This window comes from Providencia sp. Marseille-Q8014 (assembly GCF_965112055.1).
This window is the reverse complement of record NZ_CBCOPT010000001.1, coordinates 311686-331367: the sequence shown is the minus strand read 5'-3', so window position 1 is coordinate 331367 and position 19682 is coordinate 311686. Positions and strand designations below refer to the sequence as shown.

The following is a 19682-nucleotide window of genomic DNA, read 5'->3' as shown; positions in this document are numbered from 1 at the left end:
TTTGTTCATTAGTTAATAACTTCAAAAAATGAATAACCCTCTTGATTCTATTCTTCCTACCTATTTTCATCTATTTAAGTCATGAGCTAATAATCAAAACTGACTTTAACCCCAAAGTTCACGTCATTAACCTTTAGCGCATCGGGATACCAAAGTGGAGCCTCAATAAAGAGCTTATAATCCATCCTTGCAAACCGCCCTTTTAGCCCTATCTCTGTACCGATTAAATGGTTTTCTTGCCACAAATTGGCTCGATCTGTTGACCCCGTTGCATAATCTAGCGCGCCATACAACTCAACGCCAAACCATGGTGAAAACCACCCCCATTCATTTTTGAATTTGAATGTATTATCCCCTCCATTTTCAATGCCTAAGCTATTTGTAAACCCTCGAATACCCAAATTTCCTGAAAGGCTATTCAGTTCAAGTAACGGATCAAGTTTTGAATGGCTGAGTTGAACTTCAAGTTCATGCCGGTGATACATGGATTGCCCCATTAAATTGAATATGCGCTGATAGTCTATTGATAATAAGTAGATTCGGGCCTGTTCTAGACCAGTGACTTGTGCTCGTGTGGAACCAAACCAATCAACATCTTGTTTAACGCTAAATGAAAATACCGCATTACCTTGTACAAAATCGCGCTTATGGCTGAGACCCAGTAAGAGATAACTGCTAAAACGTCGCTGAGTTTCTAAACGATACTGTTCTAAGAAAATATCAAGTGTTTGAATTTGAGTGCCTATACTCGCGGAGGTGGAACCCGTCCGTGTTCGATGAAGAAGGTACTCTGCTTGTAATGACAGCAAACGACTTCTCGAATCATAACGGATTTCCATTGCTTCGTTAGATTGTAGATATTGGTTCATGCTGTTTTCTTGATAACCCGCATATAAGGTCCATAACCAATAGTGGTAGGGTACAGAATATAAGATAGACGCTGACTTTAATGTCTTCTCTGCGCGACTTCCTATATCACTATCTAAGCGGCCAAAAAAGAAATCATTGAGTAACAGTGGATTGGCAAGCATAACGACGTTGCTAACTCTATGTTTTGGCAACTGCTGTGATGCTTTCGACTCTAATAATAATCTCCCTTTAAAAGCCCTTATCGCCTGACGTTGAATAACTAATTGATTCAAATTATTGTTTTGGTTATCTGAAATAATATGAATTTGATGTCGAATCAATTGGGTATTATGAAGATTAGCAAGCCCTTGGTTGATGGGGTGAAGATGAATCACTTCCCCTTTTTGCAAAGGGAATGCAGAAAATAACGAATGGCTCTCATGACCCGTTTCTTGATGCACGATACTGCCGAGTTTTCCAGGCACCAATTCAACGCGTAATACCCCCAATAACAACGCTTGTTTTGGGTAATGAATATAGGATGTGATATAACCCAGTTCCGTTAATTGTGCATTCAAAAAATCGGCATATAACAGTAACGCTTCATCATTCACACATTGCCCTTCTACCCTTCTTTTCCATTGGCTCAAGCGTTTCTGTGTAATTAATGGAAATAGCGATAATGCCGAGAAATGAACTTGGTGGATTGCCACACAGGCCATTACAGGTTGCTGCATAACAGATCGAACGGTTGGAGTCTGTTTAAGCAAATGCTGTGCTGACATAGAATACTTATCAGCATAACAAGATGTGCACCTCAACAACACAAACAGCCCAATAAGCAGTATAGGTATCTCTTTCATTGACAGTATCCTTGTCATAAAAATTCCGTATAGAGGTCATCTACGACTAGCTACTGCATAGCGCATGACGATTGCGCCAACTAATGGTTAAGCAGACAGAGTACATCACTATAAGAACAGATTATGAGCAAGAAAGACAACAAAGTTACTCCGAAAGATTGCGGTGAACCCATCGGTGTAAAATAGCAAGGTTATTGCGATAATTTGTATTATCACGAGAGGACAGTTCGAAAAACGCATATGCGTCTATAAAGCAAAAAACCCCACCTCATTTGAGGTGGGGTTTTGGAATCTGGTCGGCGAGAGAGGATTCGAACCTCCGACCCACTGGTCCCAAACCAGTTGCGCTACCAAGCTGCGCTACTCGCCGAAAACGGTGTGAATCATACTGTTGCGAGCTCTCGCCGTCAACCCATTTTTCACTAAATTTGTTTGCATGATGATAAAACCATCAACTTGATGTGGTTTTTTAATCAATCCACCAATTTAGAGAGTCATAAGCGCTCACAAGTCTAACTTAATGAGCGCTTATCCGCATTGATGTGGTGATATGAACCATGCCTACCACCAACTCGTAACCACTTATTGCAGTAAAGAAATATCGGCTACTTTCAGGAACAGCTCACGCAATTGGCTCAGTAGAGTCAGACGGTTAATACGTACAGCCTCATCTTCGTCCATCACCATGACATCGACAAAGAATGCATCAACAACTTCACGTAGTGATGCTAACTCAACCAATGCATCTTGATAGTTACGCTCAGCGAACATTGGCTCTAGTTTTTCTTGTAATACAACAAGATGAGTAGCCAACTTCACTTCCTGTGGTGCTTTGAGCACAGATGCCAACACTTTATCAGCCAGTTTTTCATTCGACTTGCTCAAAATGTTAGACACACGTTTATTCGCTGCGGCCAATGCTTCCGCATCTTCTAATGTACGGAAGTGAGTTACCGCTTTCACGCGCGCATCAAAATCTGCGGGAGAGGTTGGGCGACGTGCCAACACAGCTTGAATAGTGTCAATGCTGTAGCCAAGCTCTTGATACCAAGAACGGAAGCGACCAAGCATAAATTCAACAACGTCATTAACCACATTCTTGTTCGTGAGCTTATCACCGTAAAGACGTACTGCTTCTTCTGTCATTTCAACCAGATCAAGCTGATAGCCTTTTTCTACGATAATACGCAAAACACCGAGTGCGGCACGACGTAATGCGAATGGATCTTTATCACCTTTCGGATGCTGCCCAATGCCGAAAATACCCGCTAAGGTATCCATTTTCTCTGCTAAGGCGAGTGCCGCAGAAACATCGGTAGAAGGGAGTTCATCACCGGCAAAGCGTGGTTGATATTGTTCTTTCAGTGCTAATGCGACATCTTCTGACTCACCATCGTGACGTGCATAATGCATACCCATTACGCCTTGAGTATCTGTAAACTCAAACACCATGTTAGTCATAAGGTCACATTTCGCCAATAAACCAGCACGTGTTGCATGATTGACATCAGCACCAATCTTAGCAGCAATCCAACCGGATAATGCTTCTAAGCGCTCGGTTTTATCACGTAATGTCCCTAGCTGTTGTTGGAACAGCACGGTCTCTAAACGCGGTAAGTTATCTTCAAGACGTTGTTTACGGTCGGTTTTAAAGAAGAACTCAGCATCTGCCAAACGAGGACGCACAACTTTCTCATTACCTGAAATAATTTGTTGTGGATCTGAAGACTCGATATTTGCCACGAAAATGAAGTTCGGCATTAATTTGCCTTCATTATCATAAACAGGGAAATATTTTTGGTCCCCTTTCATGGTATACACCAATGCTTCAGCAGGTACTTCTAAGAACTTTTCTTCAAATTTTGCGGTCAGTACAACTGGCCATTCAACCAATGAAGCAACTTCTTCTAATAAACTGTCTGTTAAATCCGCTTTACCCCCTAAAGCAAGTGCCGCTTTTTCAGCATCCGCTTTAATAACCGCTTTACGCTCGGCGTAGTCCGCAATAACCTTACCGCGCTCACGCAAGATCTCAGGATATTGGTCAGCACTGTCAATGGTAAACTCCGCTTCACCCATAAAACGGTGACCACGGATTGTACGACCACTTTTGATCCCCAGCACTTCCCCTTCAACAACATCGCTACCTAGCAATAATGTGACGGTATGAACAGGGCGAACAAAATGGGTTTCTTTATCCCCCCAACGCATCAGTTTAGGAATAGGTAATTTAGCCAAAGAGCGAGCCACCATATCCACTAATAATTCGCTCACGGCAACGCCTTTGACTTGAGCACGATAAAGGAGCCACTCGCCTTTATCTGTTTTTAAACGCTCAGCTTGGTCAACGGTAATACCACAACCACGCGCCCAACCTTCAGCGGCTTTAGTTGGCTGACCTGCTGCATCGAAAGCCGCAGAAATCGCTGGACCACGCTTTTCAACTTCACGGTCAGGTGAAGCATTGGCCAGATCTGCAACCTTTAACGCTAAACGGCGAGGAGCTGCAAACCAGCTAATCTCACCGTGTGCAATATCTGCACTATCCAATTCTGTCGTAAAGTTTGCCGCAAATGATTCAGCTAATGAACGAAGAGCCTTCGGCGGTAACTCTTCTGTGCCGATTTCCACTAGGAAAGTCTGTTGAGTCATGACAGCCTCTTAATTCTTGTGACACATAGGGAATCCGAGCGCCTCGCGAGAAGCATAATAAGCTTCGGCGACCCCTTTTGTCAGGGTACGGATACGTAAAATATAACGTTGACGCTCTGTCACTGAGATTGCTTTACGTGCATCCAGTAAGTTGAACGTATGAGCCGCTTTTAGAATGCGCTCATAAGCAGGAAGCGGTAGTGGCGTTTCCAATGACAGAAGGTGCTGAGCTTCTTTTTCATACTCTTCAAAGCATTTGAAAAGAAAGTCCACGTTGGCATATTCAAAGTTATAAGTTGACTGTTCAACTTCATTCTGGTGATAGATATCACCATAGGTTGTTTTGCCTAGCGGGCCATCACACCAAACGAGATCATAAACACTATCAACCCCTTGAATGTACATGGCAAGGCGTTCAAGACCATAAGTAATTTCGCCCGTAACAGGCTTACACTCGAGACCGCCAACTTGTTGGAAGTAAGTAAATTGCGTGACTTCCATCCCGTTTAGCCACACTTCCCACCCAAGGCCCCATGCACCTAATGTTGGATTTTCCCAGTTATCTTCAACAAACCGAATATCATGAACTGTTGGGTCAATTCCCAACTCTTTCAAAGAGCCGAGATAAAGCTCTTGAATATTGTCAGGCGACGGTTTGATGATCACTTGAAATTGATAGTAATGCTGAAGACGGTTTGGGTTTTCGCCATAACGGCCATCGGTTGGACGACGGGAAGGCTGAACATAAGCCGCTGCAATTGGCTCAGGCCCTAACGCGCGCAAGCACGTCATTGGATGAGATGTTCCGGCGCCGACTTCCATGTCCAATGGTTGAACAATGGTACAGCCTTGACGCGCCCAGTAATCCTGTAGTGTCAGGATAAGACCTTGGAAGGTTTTGGTATCAAACTTTTGCATGTTAGATCCGCACGCGATACATATGATTTAAATGAAAGTATGTCAGTATACCCTTTGACCGCCAGATATACAGCACTGAATCTACGTCTATTTAGCCTATAAATAAAAAAACTTTACTTTCTCTCTTTAAAACTGGATATTTATCCAGTATAAATGAGCAACATTCTGCCCTAAACCGCTAGCCAATCCCCAAAAGGAGATCGTATGGATTCATCACTAACTCGCTGCCGATGGGTCAATCAAGACCCTGAATATATTGCATACCACGATAATGAATGGGGAAAGCCAACGAAAGATAATCTACAGTTATTTGAAATGATCTGCTTAGAAGGCCAGCAAGCAGGGCTGTCTTGGTACACTATATTAAAAAAACGACAAGGTTACCGAGAATTATTTTATCAATTTGATCCCAGCCGAATTGCCATCATGAATGAAGAAGATGTTGAGCGTTTAATGCAAGATACTCGCATTATTCGTAACCGCGCCAAAATTAATGCGATCATTGCTAATGCTAAAGCCTACTTACAAATGATGGAAAATGGAGAAGACTTTTCCACTTTCCTCTGGCAATTCGTCAACAATACCCCCATTGTCAACCAGTGGCAGTGCCATTCTCAAGTTCCCGCCGAAACAGAACTTTCAAAAACACTCTCGAAGGCGCTTAAAAAACGAGGCTTTAAGTTTGTTGGCGCGATTACTTGCTATGCCTTTATGCAAGCGACTGGCATGATTAATGACCATTTAGTGGGATGCCATCAATATAAATAAATTAGAACTAAGCGGCGCTAGCTTCTTCATCAAAAGCAATATTCACTATACTTTAACTAATTTTAACATATATTAAACTTATAAATAATAAATACTTGGTTCTTTATCTGGAAGAGTGGTCACTTTCAGCTGTTGAACTCTCTTGTCGAGCGGAGTATGTTTTAAATTCCATTAACAAACTACTTAACATATGTGAATAAATGAGATGATATTTTCTAAATTCGGTAATAAGTTCGCTCAGAATTCAGGGATTTCAACCTTAATGAAAGACTTGAACGACGGTCTGAGAACCCCAGGTGCAATTATGCTCGGTGGCGGTAATCCTGCGCATATTCCAGAAATGGATGAGTATTTCCAAACTTTATTGTCAGAAATGTGTGCTAACGGCAAATTAACTGAAACTTTGTGCAATTATGATGGTCCACAAGGTAAAGATGCCATGTTGAAAGCGCTAGCAGCAACTCTAAAAGCGAAACTCGGCTGGAATATTAGTGCAAAAAATATCGCGCTATCCAATGGTAGCCAAAGTGCGTTTTTCTATCTATTTAACTTGCTTGCTGGTCGTTTTGAAGATGGTATCACGCGTAAGGTCCTATTTCCGCTAGCACCAGAGTATGTGGGTTATGCTGACTCTGGTTTAGATGATGATTTGTTTGTCGCAAATAAGCCTCAGATTGAATATTTACCCAATGGTCAATTTAAGTATCGCGTTGATTTCAATACATTGGAAATCACGGATGATATTGGTGTCATTTGCGTCTCTCGTCCAACAAACCCAACGGGTAACGTGATCACCGACGAAGAAGTTGAACATCTTGATCAATTAGCCAAACAACACAATATCCCCTTATTGATTGATAATGCATACGGCGTACCTTTCCCTGGCATTATCTTCAGTGAAGCAACCCCTTTTTGGAATGACAATGTCATTCTCTGTATGAGCCTATCAAAACTTGGCTTACCGGGAACACGTTGTGGGATCATTATCGCTAATGAAGAAATCATCAACGCTGTCAGTAATATGAATGGCATTATTAGTTTAGCACCAGGTGGTGTTGGACCAGCGCTAGCGTTAGAAATGCTGCAACGTGATGAGCTGATTTCTCTATCTAAAAATGTTATCGGTCCTTTTTACCAACAACGTGTCAAAGACGTGATTCAAATCATTCGTCGTTACATACCTGAAGATAGGTGTTTGATTCATAAACCTGAAGGCGCTATTTTCTTGTGGCTTTGGTTTAAAGACCTACCGATTACAAGTTTAGAGCTCTATCAGCGACTGAAAAAACGCGGTGTTTTGATGGTTCCAGGCCATTACTTCTTCCCTGGGCTTGAGGAAAACTGGCCTCATGCTCACCAATGTATGCGTATGAACTATGTACCTGAGCCGGAGAAAATTGAGAAGGGTATCGCTATTTTGGCTGAAGAATTAGAACTAGCTTATCAAACAGTTGAGTGCTAATACGTAAAAGTTAAATAAAAAAATAGCCCTTTTATTGAAGATAAAAGGGCTGAAAAAATTAGCGAGAACTCCGTAATCAAGTATTACATTACGAATATCATTCAACGATATTAAAGCACCTTTTGAATAAGTTCATTGCTTGAATAAGCACCATTTTTACCTCTATATACTCTCATACCCTATTTCTTCACAATCAGACTTAAGATTTTAAATAGTTCGTTATGTCACATCGCCCAAAATAAAATCGCCAGTAATTGCGGGGAAATGATACGTAAAAACATCGCTAAGGGATAAACTGTCGCATAAGAAAGTGCGGGCGCTCCACTTGTTGGATGAATATTATTCGCAAATGCTAGCGCTGGTGGATCCGTCATTGAGCCCGCTAGCACACCACACAGACTGAGATAGTTCATTTTGCCAAAAATTCGAGCCACAAGACCGGTAATAAATAAAGGTACGAAAGTAATCAACAAGCCATAGCCAATCCATGTCAATCCGTCACCTTTAACTAAAGTGTCAATAAAGCCACCACCGGAATTCAGCCCCACAACGGCAAGGAACATCACGATACCAAGCTCACGCAATGCAAGGTTCGCACTTGGAGGCATAAACCAATATAAACGCCCTATTGTCCCAATACGCCCTAAAATCAGTGCGATAACTAATGGGCCTCCTGCTAAACCAAGTTTTAATGCAGCGGGAAACCCCGGTATAAAGAGCGGTATTGACCCCAAGACCACACCAAGGCCGATCCCGATGAATACAGGCAGCATTTGTACTTGCTGTAATTTATGTTTTGCATTACCGAGTAGAGCACTAACCGCCTCGATAGACTCAGGACGCCCGACTATATTGAGGATGTCACCAAACTGGAGAATCGTATTGTTATTAGCCACAAGCTCAACACCAGCGCGGTTCAATCGTGTTACCACGACATCATATTTCTGTTTTAAATTAAGGTCGCGTAGGCGTTTGCTGAGTACTGCATCATTTGTTACAACCACCCGCACTGAGTGCAAGACGGAACTTGATGTCGATAAGGAAGCATCAACTTCTTCCCCTAAGATTAAACGTACTTTATTCAGATCTTCTTTCTGCCCAACAACATGCAGTAAATCGCCTAACTGAATTTCTGTTGTGGGTTGAGGCACCATCAGCATTTCACCTCTTTTCAGCCTTGAACAAACAATCTCTTCACTTCCCAATAGCGGGATATCTTGCATCATGAGACCATCAAGGTTGGTGTTGCGAACAGCGATATTCATTGTTTGTAACGTTTCTCGTTGATGCATATTTTGATTGCTAAACGCAGACGCTTCTTTATCAACAGCAATCCTAAAAATGATACGTATCAACCACATCACAAGTAAAATACCGCAGATCCCCATAGGGTATGCCATCGCATATCCCATCCCCATTTGGCCGACTAAAGCAGGATCTGAACCTAAGTCAGTCAATATTTGCTGACCCGCACCTAATGAAGGCGTGTTCGTTACCGCTCCTGAAAAAATACCTAAAATAATCGGTAAAGGGATATCGGCTAATTGGTAAATAATCGCCGTCACCACAGCACCCAGAACAACGATTAATAAGGCAAAACCATTCAGTTTTAATCCCGATACGCGTAGCGATGAGAAGAATCCAGGCCCAACCTGAATCCCAATTGTGTAAACGAATAGAATCAATCCAAATTCTTGGATGAAATGCAGCATGTGGGCATTTAGTTGTAAATCATAGCTTTGCGCAAAATGACCCACAATAATACCGCCAAATAATACCCCTCCTATACCAAGCCCAACATTACGGATTTTCCAATTACCTATCCATAAACCTAATGCAGCCGCTAACGCCAACAAACTCACAGTAAGAGCTAATTCACTCATAGACCGCTATCCTTTTGACGAACCGTCACTTACAAAACGTAACTTGAAAGGTGGTAAAACATACAACTGAATCGATTATGTCAAATAAAAACAAAGTAATATGTGCATTAGCCCACAGTTCAAAAGGAATTACATTTTGTTCAGGACACCTTTGATCAGCAATTCACTTAGTTAGGAAATAGTGACTTATATTTGTTAACTTTTCTTACAAATGAGGATATTGGTTTAAATCTTTATCTACACTTATAATACAAAAATAACGATTTGTATTATGCTCTGATTGTTAATTTTGCATTTTTAGCTATTATTGACTCAGGAAACAATAATAAATTTAAAGGGTAGGTTAAATAAATTATATGGCTGGGTTATTACTAACGAGAATATTGATCTGTACTCCTCTTCTTTTCTTAACTGGTTGTTCCAGTATTATGACTCATGCTGGTCCTTCGGATGGTTATTACCCCGGTTCTAAAAACAGTTTAGAAATGCTTAAAGATGAAAACACGGGCTGGGTAATGCGCCCATTACTGGCGATTGACCTACCTTTTACCGCCATTATGGACACCCTATTAATCCCTCTTGATTACGTAAAATCAGACAGTAACCCTGAAGAGAGTTCACCTAAAAAGCGTATTGAAGCATTAGACAAACAAACTAATACGACATTGAACCATAATCAAATTCATTCAGAGAATAATCTAGAATAATGTATTCAAATAACGAGTATTATTGTTTTGGTGATGACCTCTTTATTTATATAATTAGTTAAATAAATCATCTAATTAATACTATTTAATAATGATTTAATAAATCGGCCATTCTTATTGACACCGATTGTCGATATATCGAATAACAAAAATAGCTTTATTAAAGATGAATACATGATGAAGAGGCAAAATCACCTCTTCATCTCAAAAACAGATTGCCGTCATCTTTTTGCCAATATCAACCACCCAAGCCCGTTTCTACCGTATAAATCTGTCTAAAGCCATCGGCTTCATCACGCATAAAAGCAATCAGACGATCATCCGGTGAGAATACAACCGCATCAGCAACGGGGGAAACGTCACTACGAACCGTTAATCTGTGTAATTCCCCTGAAGTCATATTGCAACGCATCACGCTGTTATCACAAATAAAAGCAATATGCTGCCCTTGGCTATCCCAGCTAAAGGCGGATTGAATTGGCATTCTACTATGCGTAATTTGTGTTAGCGCCCCTGTACAGGTATTCACTAACCACAGCTGAACAATGCCATCATCATCTTTCATCAGGCAAGCAATTGAGCGGCCGTCGGGTGATGAGCGTAACCAGTGTCTAGGATGTTTAGCTAACCCAGGATATCGGCGCTCATGAGTATATGTCAGCCTTTTTTGCTGAATGTTTTTCGGTGGGAAGGGCATTCGTGACTCAGTACCTTGTAATGGAAATTCACCTTGTTGAGTGAACGCATTTTCGTCGTCAGGCAAATTAACGAGGAAAATTTCTGGGATAATCTCGCCATTAGCAGCATGAGTATCACCAATAAAGGTAATCGCCTTATTTTGCCATTGTCCGTTTTCCATTAAGTAGCCTTTCTGCCCTACCCAACCCTCTTCATAAGCTCGACTAATATCGTCACTTCCAAGGCGAGGCGTAGGTACCGTCTGGGAGATAACACAACAAAAGTATTCGCCATTATACTCACGCTCATGGCCTTTAGGTTCAACGAGTACTTTTTTTATCGGCACAGCTATAGCTACATTTCGTTGGTCTAATCGAACATCAACTTCATGCATCACATGATCATTGTATGTAAAACTTAACCATTTACTGTCAGGGCTAAAGACATGAACGTGTGTCCCTCCTCTTAATGCCCCAGCGATGTATGGCGGAGTGATACACATCGCATCGATAGAATATGCCGTTCCTAAATGATCATCCCTAACATATACGCCTCTGCGATGGTGAAAATCATATTTCCACTGCTCATTAGGGAATTCCGGCCCATGTATAAAGGCATAACGAGGTGGATTTTCAGCACTGACGGTCACCACTCCAACGTGAGCACCATGATGAGCACGATAAATTTCTATTTGTTTTTGCGTATTAACATGAATTTTTTCTATCGTTAATCCAGTAAACGAACTCGCACTCGGCCGAACATCATAAACTAGCCATTGGCTATCCGCTGTCCAAACATTAATATTTGTAAGTTGATGACTTCGTTTATCATCTGTTATTTGAGTTTCTTTATAAGGCAATTTACTGTTCAATCTGTTATCCTGTGACATCTTTTAATATGGGCTATCGGATTACTTTAACTAATCTATTTTGTAAGGCACTAGAAAAACTCAGTCGAGAATTTCTACAAGTAATATTACCCTTTAGCAATAACTTTAGTGTCGAATAGAATCATCATGTTATTAAGTGTTCTTTATATTATTGGTATCACCGCGGAAGCCATGACTGGCGCTCTTGCAGCGGGACGGCGTAAAATGGACGTCTTCGGCGTCATTATTATTGCATCAGCAACTGCGATTGGCGGGGGCTCGGTTCGTGACGTCCTACTTGGCCACTACCCATTAGGCTGGGTACAAAACCCCGAGTATATTCTTACTGTTGCTGGCGCTGCTGTTGTCACCATTTGGATAGCGCCAATGATGAAGCATTTACGACGTTTGTTCCTTATCCTAGATGCAATCGGCTTAATTGTCTTTTCAATTCTTGGCGCCCAAATTGCTCTTGATATGAATTATAGCCCAGTCATAGCTGCAATTGCGGCTGTGATTACGGGGGTATTTGGTGGCGTTCTTCGCGACATGTTATGTAATACCATTCCTCTCGTATTCCAAAAAGAAGTCTATGCGGGCGTCTCATTTGCTGCCGCATGGTTGTATATCGGGCTTTTATACACCCCGCTCCCACAAGATATTGTTGTGATTATTACCTTAATTGCAGGCCTAAGCGCCCGACTTATCGCCATCCGTTATCGTTTAGGCTTACCGATCTTTAACTATGAAAGCCAAGATTAATGATTCATGCCATCACATAATTAAAAGGGTGGCATGTTTTTTATATCGCTAACGATATTAAGTACATTCCGTATTTCAGGTATCAATAGCCATTGATTTCATTTTACCTTGCGCGTTTGCTGAGTGTTGCACATTGAAATCATTCAGAATGGCTTTCTTGCTGAGACAATAAATAGCGACAACTGAAAGCACCATTAATGATATAAAAAGCGTTAACCTCAGCGTCAGTCTAAGCCCATTCGCTTTTTGCCTAAATGACATAAACCATTCTTATCATCTTATTTGGTTATCTCAGAACGCTATCATCTTGAAGCGATATTCTTTAATTTACCGTACATTTTCATTGGCTTTGCGAAACATTTCGCAAAAAGTATGCACTTTGTATAAATAGAGAAATATTTTATCGCATCGCTTCGCAATTCATCTATTTATTAAATAAATTGCGCTGTATACTCTAGATGATATGAAAGGTAATAAAGGAAGACGTCGCTAAAGGGATAGCTCGTTGGCTATCGATATAATAAATCACTACAGCCATGTCGCAGCGATAAATGACGAGATAATTTATGCTTTATTGATAACGCTGCATGTTCGCTTAAGTCCGTGTATACTATGTGGGGTTTATTATCATCATTTATGTTTAATCCTCGACTATTCAAGAAACCATCATGATACAAGGCACGTTATATATTGTTTCTGCCCCAAGCGGTGCGGGTAAATCTAGCCTGATCCAGGCGTTGTTGAAAACACAACCGTTGTATGACACGCAAGTTTCTGTCTCTCATACAACACGAGCTGCACGACCTGGTGAAGTTCATGGTGAGCACTATTTCTTTGTCTCTGAAACTGAATTTTTGACGATGGTCGAAAATAATGAATTCTTAGAACATGCTTGTGTATTTGGCAATTACTATGGGACTTCTCGACCTGTTATTGAAGAAGTGCTCAAAAGTGGTGTAGACGTTTTTCTCGATATTGACTGGCAAGGTGCTCAACAAATTCGCGCTACAATGCCTGAAGCCCGTAGTATTTTTATACTACCACCATCAAAAGATGAACTTTATCGCCGCTTACGTGGCCGAGGCCAAGATAGCGATGAGGTCATTGAAAAACGTATGTCACAAGCGGTTGGTGAGATTGAACATTACAATGAGTATGACTATCTCATTGTAAATGATGATTTCAATACTGCATTAAGTGATTTGCAATCTATTATTCGTAGCGAACGTCTAAGATTAGAGCGTCAAATTCAACGACATGGTGCTTTAATCAGCAAATTACTGGCAGACTGAGAATAGTTTCAGTATCATATCAGGTCATTTTTTTATTTCTTTTGGAGTAGCACATTTATGGCACGCGTAACTGTTCAAGACGCAGTAGAAAAAATTGGTAACCGCTTTGACCTCGTACTGGTCGCGGCTCGCAGAGCGCGTCAGTTACAAACTGGCGGTAAAGACCCTCTAGTTCCTGAAGAAAACGATAAATATACTGTTATCGCACTCCGTGAAGTAGAAGAAGGTTTAATCAACGGTCACATACTGGATGTACGTGAGCGTCAAGAGCAGCAGGAACAAGAAGCGGCTGAAATGCAAGCAGTTTCTGCTATAGCTGAAGGTCGTCGCTAATCACTAAGGTGGGTCTGCCTTGTATCTGTTTGAGAGCCTAAATCAAGTAATTCAGAAGTACCTTCCTCCGGAACAGGTTGAATTACTGAAAAAAGCCTATGTTGTCGCCCGGGATGCCCACGAAGGACAAACCCGCTCAAGTGGTGAGCCATATATAACTCACCCAGTTGCTGTGGCCTGTATTCTGGCTCAAATGCGCTTGGATCATGAAACATTGATGGCAGCGCTACTTCATGATGTCATTGAAGATACTCCAGCGACATTTCAGGATATAGAAGAGCTATTTGGCACAACTGTTGCGGGTCTCGTTGAAGGTGTATCTAAACTCGATAAACTAAACTTTCGAGACAAAAAAGAAGCTCAAGCAGAAAACTTTCGCAAAATGATCATGGCGATGGTCAAAGACATTCGCGTCATTTTGATAAAACTGGCAGACCGCACTCATAATATGCGCACGCTAGGCTCATTAAGGCCTGATAAGCGTCGACGTATTGCAAGAGAAACATTGGAAATCTATAGCCCTCTTGCTCATAGATTAGGTATTCATCACATCAAAACTGAGCTAGAAGAGCTTGGGTTTGAAGCCTTATATCCAAACCGTTATCGCGTTATCAAAGAAGTCGTTAAAGCAGCTCGCGGCAACCGTAAAGAGATGATCCAAAAAATCCTCTCTGAAATCGATGGTCGCCTAACCGAAGCGGATATACCTTGCCGAGTCAGTGGCCGCGAAAAACATCTTTATTCTATCTATCGCAAAATGCACCTTAAAGAGCAGCGCTTCCATTCAATTATGGATATTTATGCTTTTAGGGTGATAGTCAAAGATGTCGATACCTGCTATCGCGTATTGGGACAAATGCATAATTTGTACAAGCCGCGCCCAGGCCGTATCAAAGATTATATCGCTATCCCAAAAGCTAACGGCTATCAATCGCTACACACCTCATTAATTGGCCCACACGGTGTTCCTGTCGAAGTACAAATCCGTACAGAAGATATGGATCAAATGGCTGAAATGGGGGTTGCTGCACATTGGGCTTATAAAGAACAAGGCGAGCAAGGCACAACCGCTCAAGTACGTGCTCAACGTTGGATGCAAAGTTTACTTGAGCTACAGCAAAGTGCAGGTAGCTCTTTTGAATTTATCGAGAGCGTTAAATCTGATCTATTCCCCGATGAGATTTATGTCTTTACACCAGAAGGCCGCATTGTTGAACTGCCAACGGGCGCGACACCTGTCGATTTCGCCTATGCCGTGCATACGGATATTGGCCATGCTTGCGTTGGAGCTAGGGTTGATCGTCAGCCTTATCCATTATCTCAAGCCCTCACCAGTGGGCAAACTGTCGAAATTATTACCGCGCCAGGCGCTAGACCAAATGCCGCTTGGCTCAATTTTGTCGTCAGTTCAAAAGCACGCGCTAAAATCCGTCAGTTACTGAAAAATCTCAAGCGTGAAGATTCAATCAACTTAGGTCGCCGCTTATTAAACCACGCTCTTGGCGCAGGTCATAAATTAACGGATGTCCCCCAAGCCAATATTGATCTTGAATTAGCCCGCATGAAGCTCAACTCTATCGACGACTTACTGGCCGAAATAGGTTTAGGAAATGCAATGAGTGTTGTGGTTGCGCGTAATTTACAAAGCAATCCACAAGTTTCCCCAGAGGAAGAGGATGAGCCCGTCATCACAACACGCAATAAGCTGTCCATAAAAGGGGCAGATGGTGTTCTCATCACCTTTGCGAAATGCTGTCGCCCTATCCCTGGCGACCCTATTATCGCTCATATCAGTCCAGGTAAAGGACTCGTGATACACCACGAATCTTGTCGAAACATTCGTGGCTACCAGAAAGAGCCCGATAAATTTATGGCTGTAGAATGGGATAATGATACCGATACTGATTTCATCGCCGAAATCAAAGTCGATATGATTAACCATCAAGGGGCGCTTGCTAATTTAACAGCTGCTATCAATGATGCTAACTCAAGCATTCAGAGCATGAATACCGAAGAAAAAGATGGCCGTGTTTATTGTGCCTTTATCCGCCTAACAACCAAAAACCGGGTTCAGTTAGCAAATGTTATGCGCAAAATTCGGATCATGCCTGATGTATTACGAGTTAGCCGGAACCGTAATTAACTATGAATGAACGCCGCTATCGCCGCATTTGCCAAATGATGGCGATGCGGCAGCCAGACCTCACCATTTGCCTCGAAGAAATTCATAAACCCCATAACGTATCTGCCATCGTACGCAGCGCAGATGCCGTTGGCATCCATCAAATTCATGCTATTTGGCCAGACCAAAAAGTTAAACTTTCCGTTTCTTCTGCCGCAGGAAGCAATAGCTGGGTCAAAGTCATTTCACATCAATCCACTGAAGAGGCTATTTCACAGATAAAATCACAGAACATGCAAGTTCTTGTAACGAACTTATCTGAACAAGCCGTCGATTTCCGTGAAATTGATTATACTCGCCCGACCTGTATTATGATGGGGCAAGAAAAAAAAGGGATCTCTTCAACAGCACTGAAATTAGCCGATCAACACATTATTATTCCAATGGTTGGTATGGTTCAATCCCTGAATGTCTCTGTCGCCTCGGCACTGATTCTCTATGAAGCACAGCGCCAAAGGCAACTTGCTGGTATGTATTCCCGCGAAATAAGCCAACTTTCAGAGCAAGAGCAGCAAGAGTGGCTATTTGATGGCGGCTATCCCGTTCTTGCAGAGGTTGCCAAGCGTAAAGGCTTACCACGGCCTTATATCAATGAACGAGGAGAGATAGAAGCCGATGCGTCTTGGTGGGCACAAATGCAGCTAAGTGAAAAAATGAAAAAACAGCAGCTAGGTTAAGGGAGAAACAATGAACAGTGGCCTACTTGATACGATTTCATTGACCACGCTACATGGCGTTGGGGCTAGCCAATCTGAAAAACTAAGTAAGATAGGGCTAAATACTGTTCAAGATTTATTATTACACCTCCCTCTTCGTTATGAAGATCACACTCGTCTTTACCAAATTCGTGACCTATTGCCAGGTACAACCGCAACTATTTTAGGGGAAGTATTACAAACTAAGGTCGTCTTTGGCCGTAAGCGCATGATGACTAGTCTTATCACCGACGGAACAGGCAACTTAACTCTACGATTTTTCAATTTTTCGGCGGCAATGAAAAATAGCCTTGCAGAAGGTCGCCATGTTATTGCTTATGGCGAGGTGCGTCGTGGCAATACTGGTCCAGAAATCATTCACCCTGAATATAAAGTCTCTCAAGATACGACCAATATTTCTCTCCAAGAGAACCTCACCCCCGTTTATCCCACAACAGAAGGGGTAAGGCAGGCAACACTGAGGAAATTAATTGAGCAAGCGTTAGCGCTATTAGATAACGGGCAGATCAAAGAACTATTACCTGAAGAACTTAGCCGTGGTTTAATCAGCCTTCCTGAGGCAATTCGCTTATTACATACTCCACCACCTAACGTTGCCTTAAGTGAGCTAGAAAAAGGTCAGCATCCCGCTCAAAAACGTTTAATACTCGAAGAGCTTTTAGCACATCATTTAAGTATGTTGGCGATCCGTGCAGGCAATCAACGCCTTTATGCTCAGCCTATGACACTGGACGGCAAACTCAAAAAACAATTTTTAGCCCAGTTACCTTTTTCCCCAACTAACGCTCAAAATCGTGTGGTTGCCGAGATAGAACAAGACCTTGTCAAAGATGCACCGATGATGCGTTTAATTCAAGGGGATGTTGGCTCAGGAAAAACACTCGTTGCCGCATTAGCGGCTTTATCTGCGATTGAAAATGGTCAACAAGTGGCTTTGATGGCACCAACCGAGATTTTGGCTGAGCAACATGCTAATAATTTTAAATTATGGTTTGAACCTCTCGGGATCAATGTGGGTTGGCTTGCTGGCAAGCAAAAAGGTAAAGCGCGCCAGCAGCAGCAAGATGCCATTGCAAATGGTGAGGTGAGCATGGTCATTGGGACTCACGCCCTATTTCAAGAGCATGTCTCCTTTAAAACTCTTGGTTTGGTTATCATTGATGAGCAACATCGGTTTGGTGTGCATCAACGCCTCGCTTTACGTGAAAAAGGTGAACAACAAGGGTTTCACCCCCACCAATTAATTATGACCGCCACACCGATCCCCAGAACTTTGGCAATGACCGCTTATGCTGATATGGATACCTCTATCATTGATGAGCTGCCTCCTGGGCGAACACCTGTTACGACAGTGGCCATTCCCGATACTCGGCGTAAAGATATTATTGAACGTGTCAGGCAAGCCTGTATTGATGAAGGCCGCCAAGCCTATTGGGTCTGCACTTTAATTGATGATTCTGATGTTTTAGAAGCGCAAGCAGCACAAGCGACGAGCGAAGAGTTATCATTAGCATTGCCCGAATTAAAAGTAGGTCTCGTGCATGGAAGAATGAAACCCGCCGAAAAACAGAGTGTGATGACGGCATTTAAAAATAATGAGATTCAGCTACTGGTTGCAACTACCGTTATCGAAGTGGGTGTTGATGTTCCTAATGCAAGTTTAATGATTATTGATAATCCAGAACGACTAGGGCTAGCTCAATTGCACCAATTACGAGGCCGAGTAGGTCGAGGTGCTATCGCCTCTCACTGTGTACTGCTTTATAAAACACCGTTAACCCATGTCGCCAAACAACGTTTACAAGTATTACGTGACAGTAACGATGGTTTCGTCATTGCTCAAAAAGATCTGGAAATCAGGGGGCCGGGGGAATTATTAGGAACACGCCAAACCGGCAATGCTGAATTTAAAGTCGCTGATTTACTGCGAGATCAGCATATGTTGCCTGAAGTACAACGTATCGCGCGCCATATTCAGCAGAACTATCCTGAAAATGCCAAATTGATTATTGAAAGGTGGCTACCTGAACGCGAGCAATACAGCCAAGCTTAATGCAATCGTAGCACTATAAAGACCTTAATACGTTTTGTAAAAATTAAAAGCCATAACAACAAGGGATAGTGGAACATGAAGATACAAATCTTAATTGGTAGTGTTCGACAAGCACGAATAGGACCTCAGATAGCACACTGGGTCAAGGATGTCGCTGCGAAAAATTATCCAACTGAAATCCTTGATCTCAGAGATTGGCATTTACCAATGGATGATGAGCCCTATCTCCCCGCCGAAGGAATATATACCCAAGCACATACCATTGCTTGGAGCAAAAAAATCGCTGAAGCCGATGCTTATATTTTCGTTTTTCCACAATATAACTGGGGCTATCCAGCCGCACTAAAAAATGCGATAGACCATTTGTATAAAGAGTGGAACAACAAACCTGCCTTAATGGTCAGTTATGCCAATCGAGGTGGTGGAAGAGCTGCGGAGCAGTTGCAACAAGTTTTGCAAGGTATTCATATGCGTACCACAGAATCTCATTTAGAAATTAAGCTATCTGAGGTTAATTTCTCACCTTCCAACAGTGATACCTCTTACCCTGAAACACTTGACCATTATGAAAATGAGCTTGTTTCAGCGCTACATCAGATGAGCCTGTTACACACATCGCGCTAATTTCATTATTTATTATGTGCCCTATAAACGAAAATTGCCGTGAATAAATTCACGGCAATACCTGCTATTTAC

At 42.1% G+C, this 19682-nt stretch carries 16 protein-coding genes and 1 tRNA gene; 10 read left to right on the top strand and 7 right to left on the bottom strand.

What is annotated here, in order from left to right; genetic code table 11:
• Positions 1-86: 86 nt before the first annotated feature.
• The 4 genes from ACWPW6_RS01425 to glyQ form a co-directional block, all read right to left on the bottom strand.
• On the bottom strand, positions 87-1712 hold the full coding sequence (locus ACWPW6_RS01425) for a ShlB/FhaC/HecB family hemolysin secretion/activation protein (protein WP_196713881.1): 1626 nt from the start codon (positions 1710-1712) through the stop codon (positions 87-89).
• 293 nt (positions 1713-2005) lie between these two features.
• Positions 2006-2082, bottom strand: a tRNA-Pro gene (locus ACWPW6_RS01420).
• Between the two features lie 212 nt (positions 2083-2294).
• Positions 2295-4364: a glycine--tRNA ligase subunit beta gene (gene glyS / locus ACWPW6_RS01415; RefSeq protein WP_154624362.1), complete on the bottom strand. Its 2070-nt coding sequence runs from the start codon at positions 4362-4364 to the stop codon at positions 2295-2297.
• A gap of 9 nt (positions 4365-4373) precedes the next feature.
• Positions 4374-5282, bottom strand: a complete 909-nt coding sequence (gene glyQ / locus ACWPW6_RS01410) for a glycine--tRNA ligase subunit alpha (RefSeq protein ID WP_154624361.1) — start codon at positions 5280-5282, stop codon at positions 4374-4376.
• A 204-nt stretch (positions 5283-5486) separates the two neighbouring features.
• Here glyQ and ACWPW6_RS01405 point away from each other — a divergent pair, with 204 nt between their 5' ends.
• Both ACWPW6_RS01405 and ACWPW6_RS01400 read left to right on the top strand, forming a co-directional pair.
• Complete coding sequence (locus ACWPW6_RS01405) at positions 5487-6050, top strand: DNA-3-methyladenine glycosylase I (RefSeq protein WP_154624360.1); 564 nt, start codon at positions 5487-5489, stop codon at positions 6048-6050.
• A gap of 205 nt (positions 6051-6255) precedes the next feature.
• Entirely contained in the window at positions 6256-7512 is a 1257-nt protein-coding gene (locus ACWPW6_RS01400) for a valine--pyruvate transaminase (RefSeq protein WP_154622815.1), read from the top strand.
• Positions 7513-7736: 224 nt separating this feature from the next.
• Here the strand turns inward: ACWPW6_RS01400 and ACWPW6_RS01395 are convergent, their stop codons facing one another.
• A complete protein-coding gene (locus ACWPW6_RS01395; RefSeq protein WP_163860540.1) occupies positions 7737-9395 on the bottom strand; it encodes a putative transporter in 1659 nt (552 codons plus the stop codon).
• Between the two features lie 356 nt (positions 9396-9751).
• Here ACWPW6_RS01395 and ACWPW6_RS01390 point away from each other — a divergent pair, with 356 nt between their 5' ends.
• The gene (locus ACWPW6_RS01390; protein ID WP_154622813.1) at positions 9752-10102 is read left to right on the top strand and encodes a YceK/YidQ family lipoprotein; all 351 of its coding nucleotides are present in this window, start codon (positions 9752-9754) and stop codon (positions 10100-10102) included.
• A gap of 238 nt (positions 10103-10340) precedes the next feature.
• On the opposite strand, the gene ACWPW6_RS01385 is transcribed toward ACWPW6_RS01390, so the two are convergent.
• On the bottom strand, positions 10341-11669 hold the full coding sequence (locus tag ACWPW6_RS01385) for a DUF3748 domain-containing protein (protein WP_208852755.1): 1329 nt from the start codon (positions 11667-11669) through the stop codon (positions 10341-10343).
• 126 nt (positions 11670-11795) lie between these two features.
• Between ACWPW6_RS01385 and ACWPW6_RS01380 the strand changes: the two genes are divergently transcribed.
• Positions 11796-12410, top strand: a complete 615-nt coding sequence (locus ACWPW6_RS01380) for a trimeric intracellular cation channel family protein (RefSeq protein WP_154622481.1) — start codon at positions 11796-11798, stop codon at positions 12408-12410.
• A 75-nt stretch (positions 12411-12485) separates the two neighbouring features.
• On the opposite strand, the gene ACWPW6_RS01375 is transcribed toward ACWPW6_RS01380, so the two are convergent.
• On the bottom strand, positions 12486-12671 hold the full coding sequence (locus ACWPW6_RS01375) for a hypothetical protein (RefSeq protein ID WP_154622480.1): 186 nt from the start codon (positions 12669-12671) through the stop codon (positions 12486-12488).
• 407 nt (positions 12672-13078) lie between these two features.
• Here ACWPW6_RS01375 and gmk point away from each other — a divergent pair, with 407 nt between their 5' ends.
• The 6 genes from gmk (at position 13079) to ACWPW6_RS01345 (ending at position 19610) form a co-directional block, all read left to right on the top strand.
• On the top strand, positions 13079-13702 hold the full coding sequence (gene gmk / locus ACWPW6_RS01370) for a guanylate kinase (RefSeq protein ID WP_154622479.1): 624 nt from the start codon (positions 13079-13081) through the stop codon (positions 13700-13702).
• 57 nt (positions 13703-13759) lie between these two features.
• Positions 13760-14035, top strand: a complete 276-nt coding sequence (gene rpoZ, locus ACWPW6_RS01365; RefSeq protein WP_004262665.1) for a DNA-directed RNA polymerase subunit omega — start codon at positions 13760-13762, stop codon at positions 14033-14035.
• 19 nt (positions 14036-14054) lie between these two features.
• On the top strand, positions 14055-16178 hold the full coding sequence (gene spoT / locus ACWPW6_RS01360; protein WP_154622478.1) for a bifunctional GTP diphosphokinase/guanosine-3',5'-bis pyrophosphate 3'-pyrophosphohydrolase: 2124 nt from the start codon (positions 14055-14057) through the stop codon (positions 16176-16178).
• A gap of 2 nt (positions 16179-16180) precedes the next feature.
• Positions 16181-16894, top strand: coding sequence for a tRNA (guanosine(18)-2'-O)-methyltransferase TrmH (gene trmH, locus ACWPW6_RS01355; RefSeq protein ID WP_154622477.1), 714 nt, complete (start codon positions 16181-16183; stop codon positions 16892-16894).
• A 10-nt stretch (positions 16895-16904) separates the two neighbouring features.
• Positions 16905-18986 carry an ATP-dependent DNA helicase RecG gene (gene recG / locus ACWPW6_RS01350; RefSeq protein ID WP_154622476.1) on the top strand — a complete coding sequence of 694 codons (2082 nt, stop codon included), beginning with the start codon at positions 16905-16907 and terminating at the stop codon, positions 18984-18986.
• Between the two features lie 75 nt (positions 18987-19061).
• A complete protein-coding gene (locus tag ACWPW6_RS01345; RefSeq protein ID WP_154622475.1) occupies positions 19062-19610 on the top strand; it encodes an NADPH-dependent FMN reductase in 549 nt (182 codons plus the stop codon).
• The last annotated feature ends 72 nt before the right edge of the window (positions 19611-19682 follow it).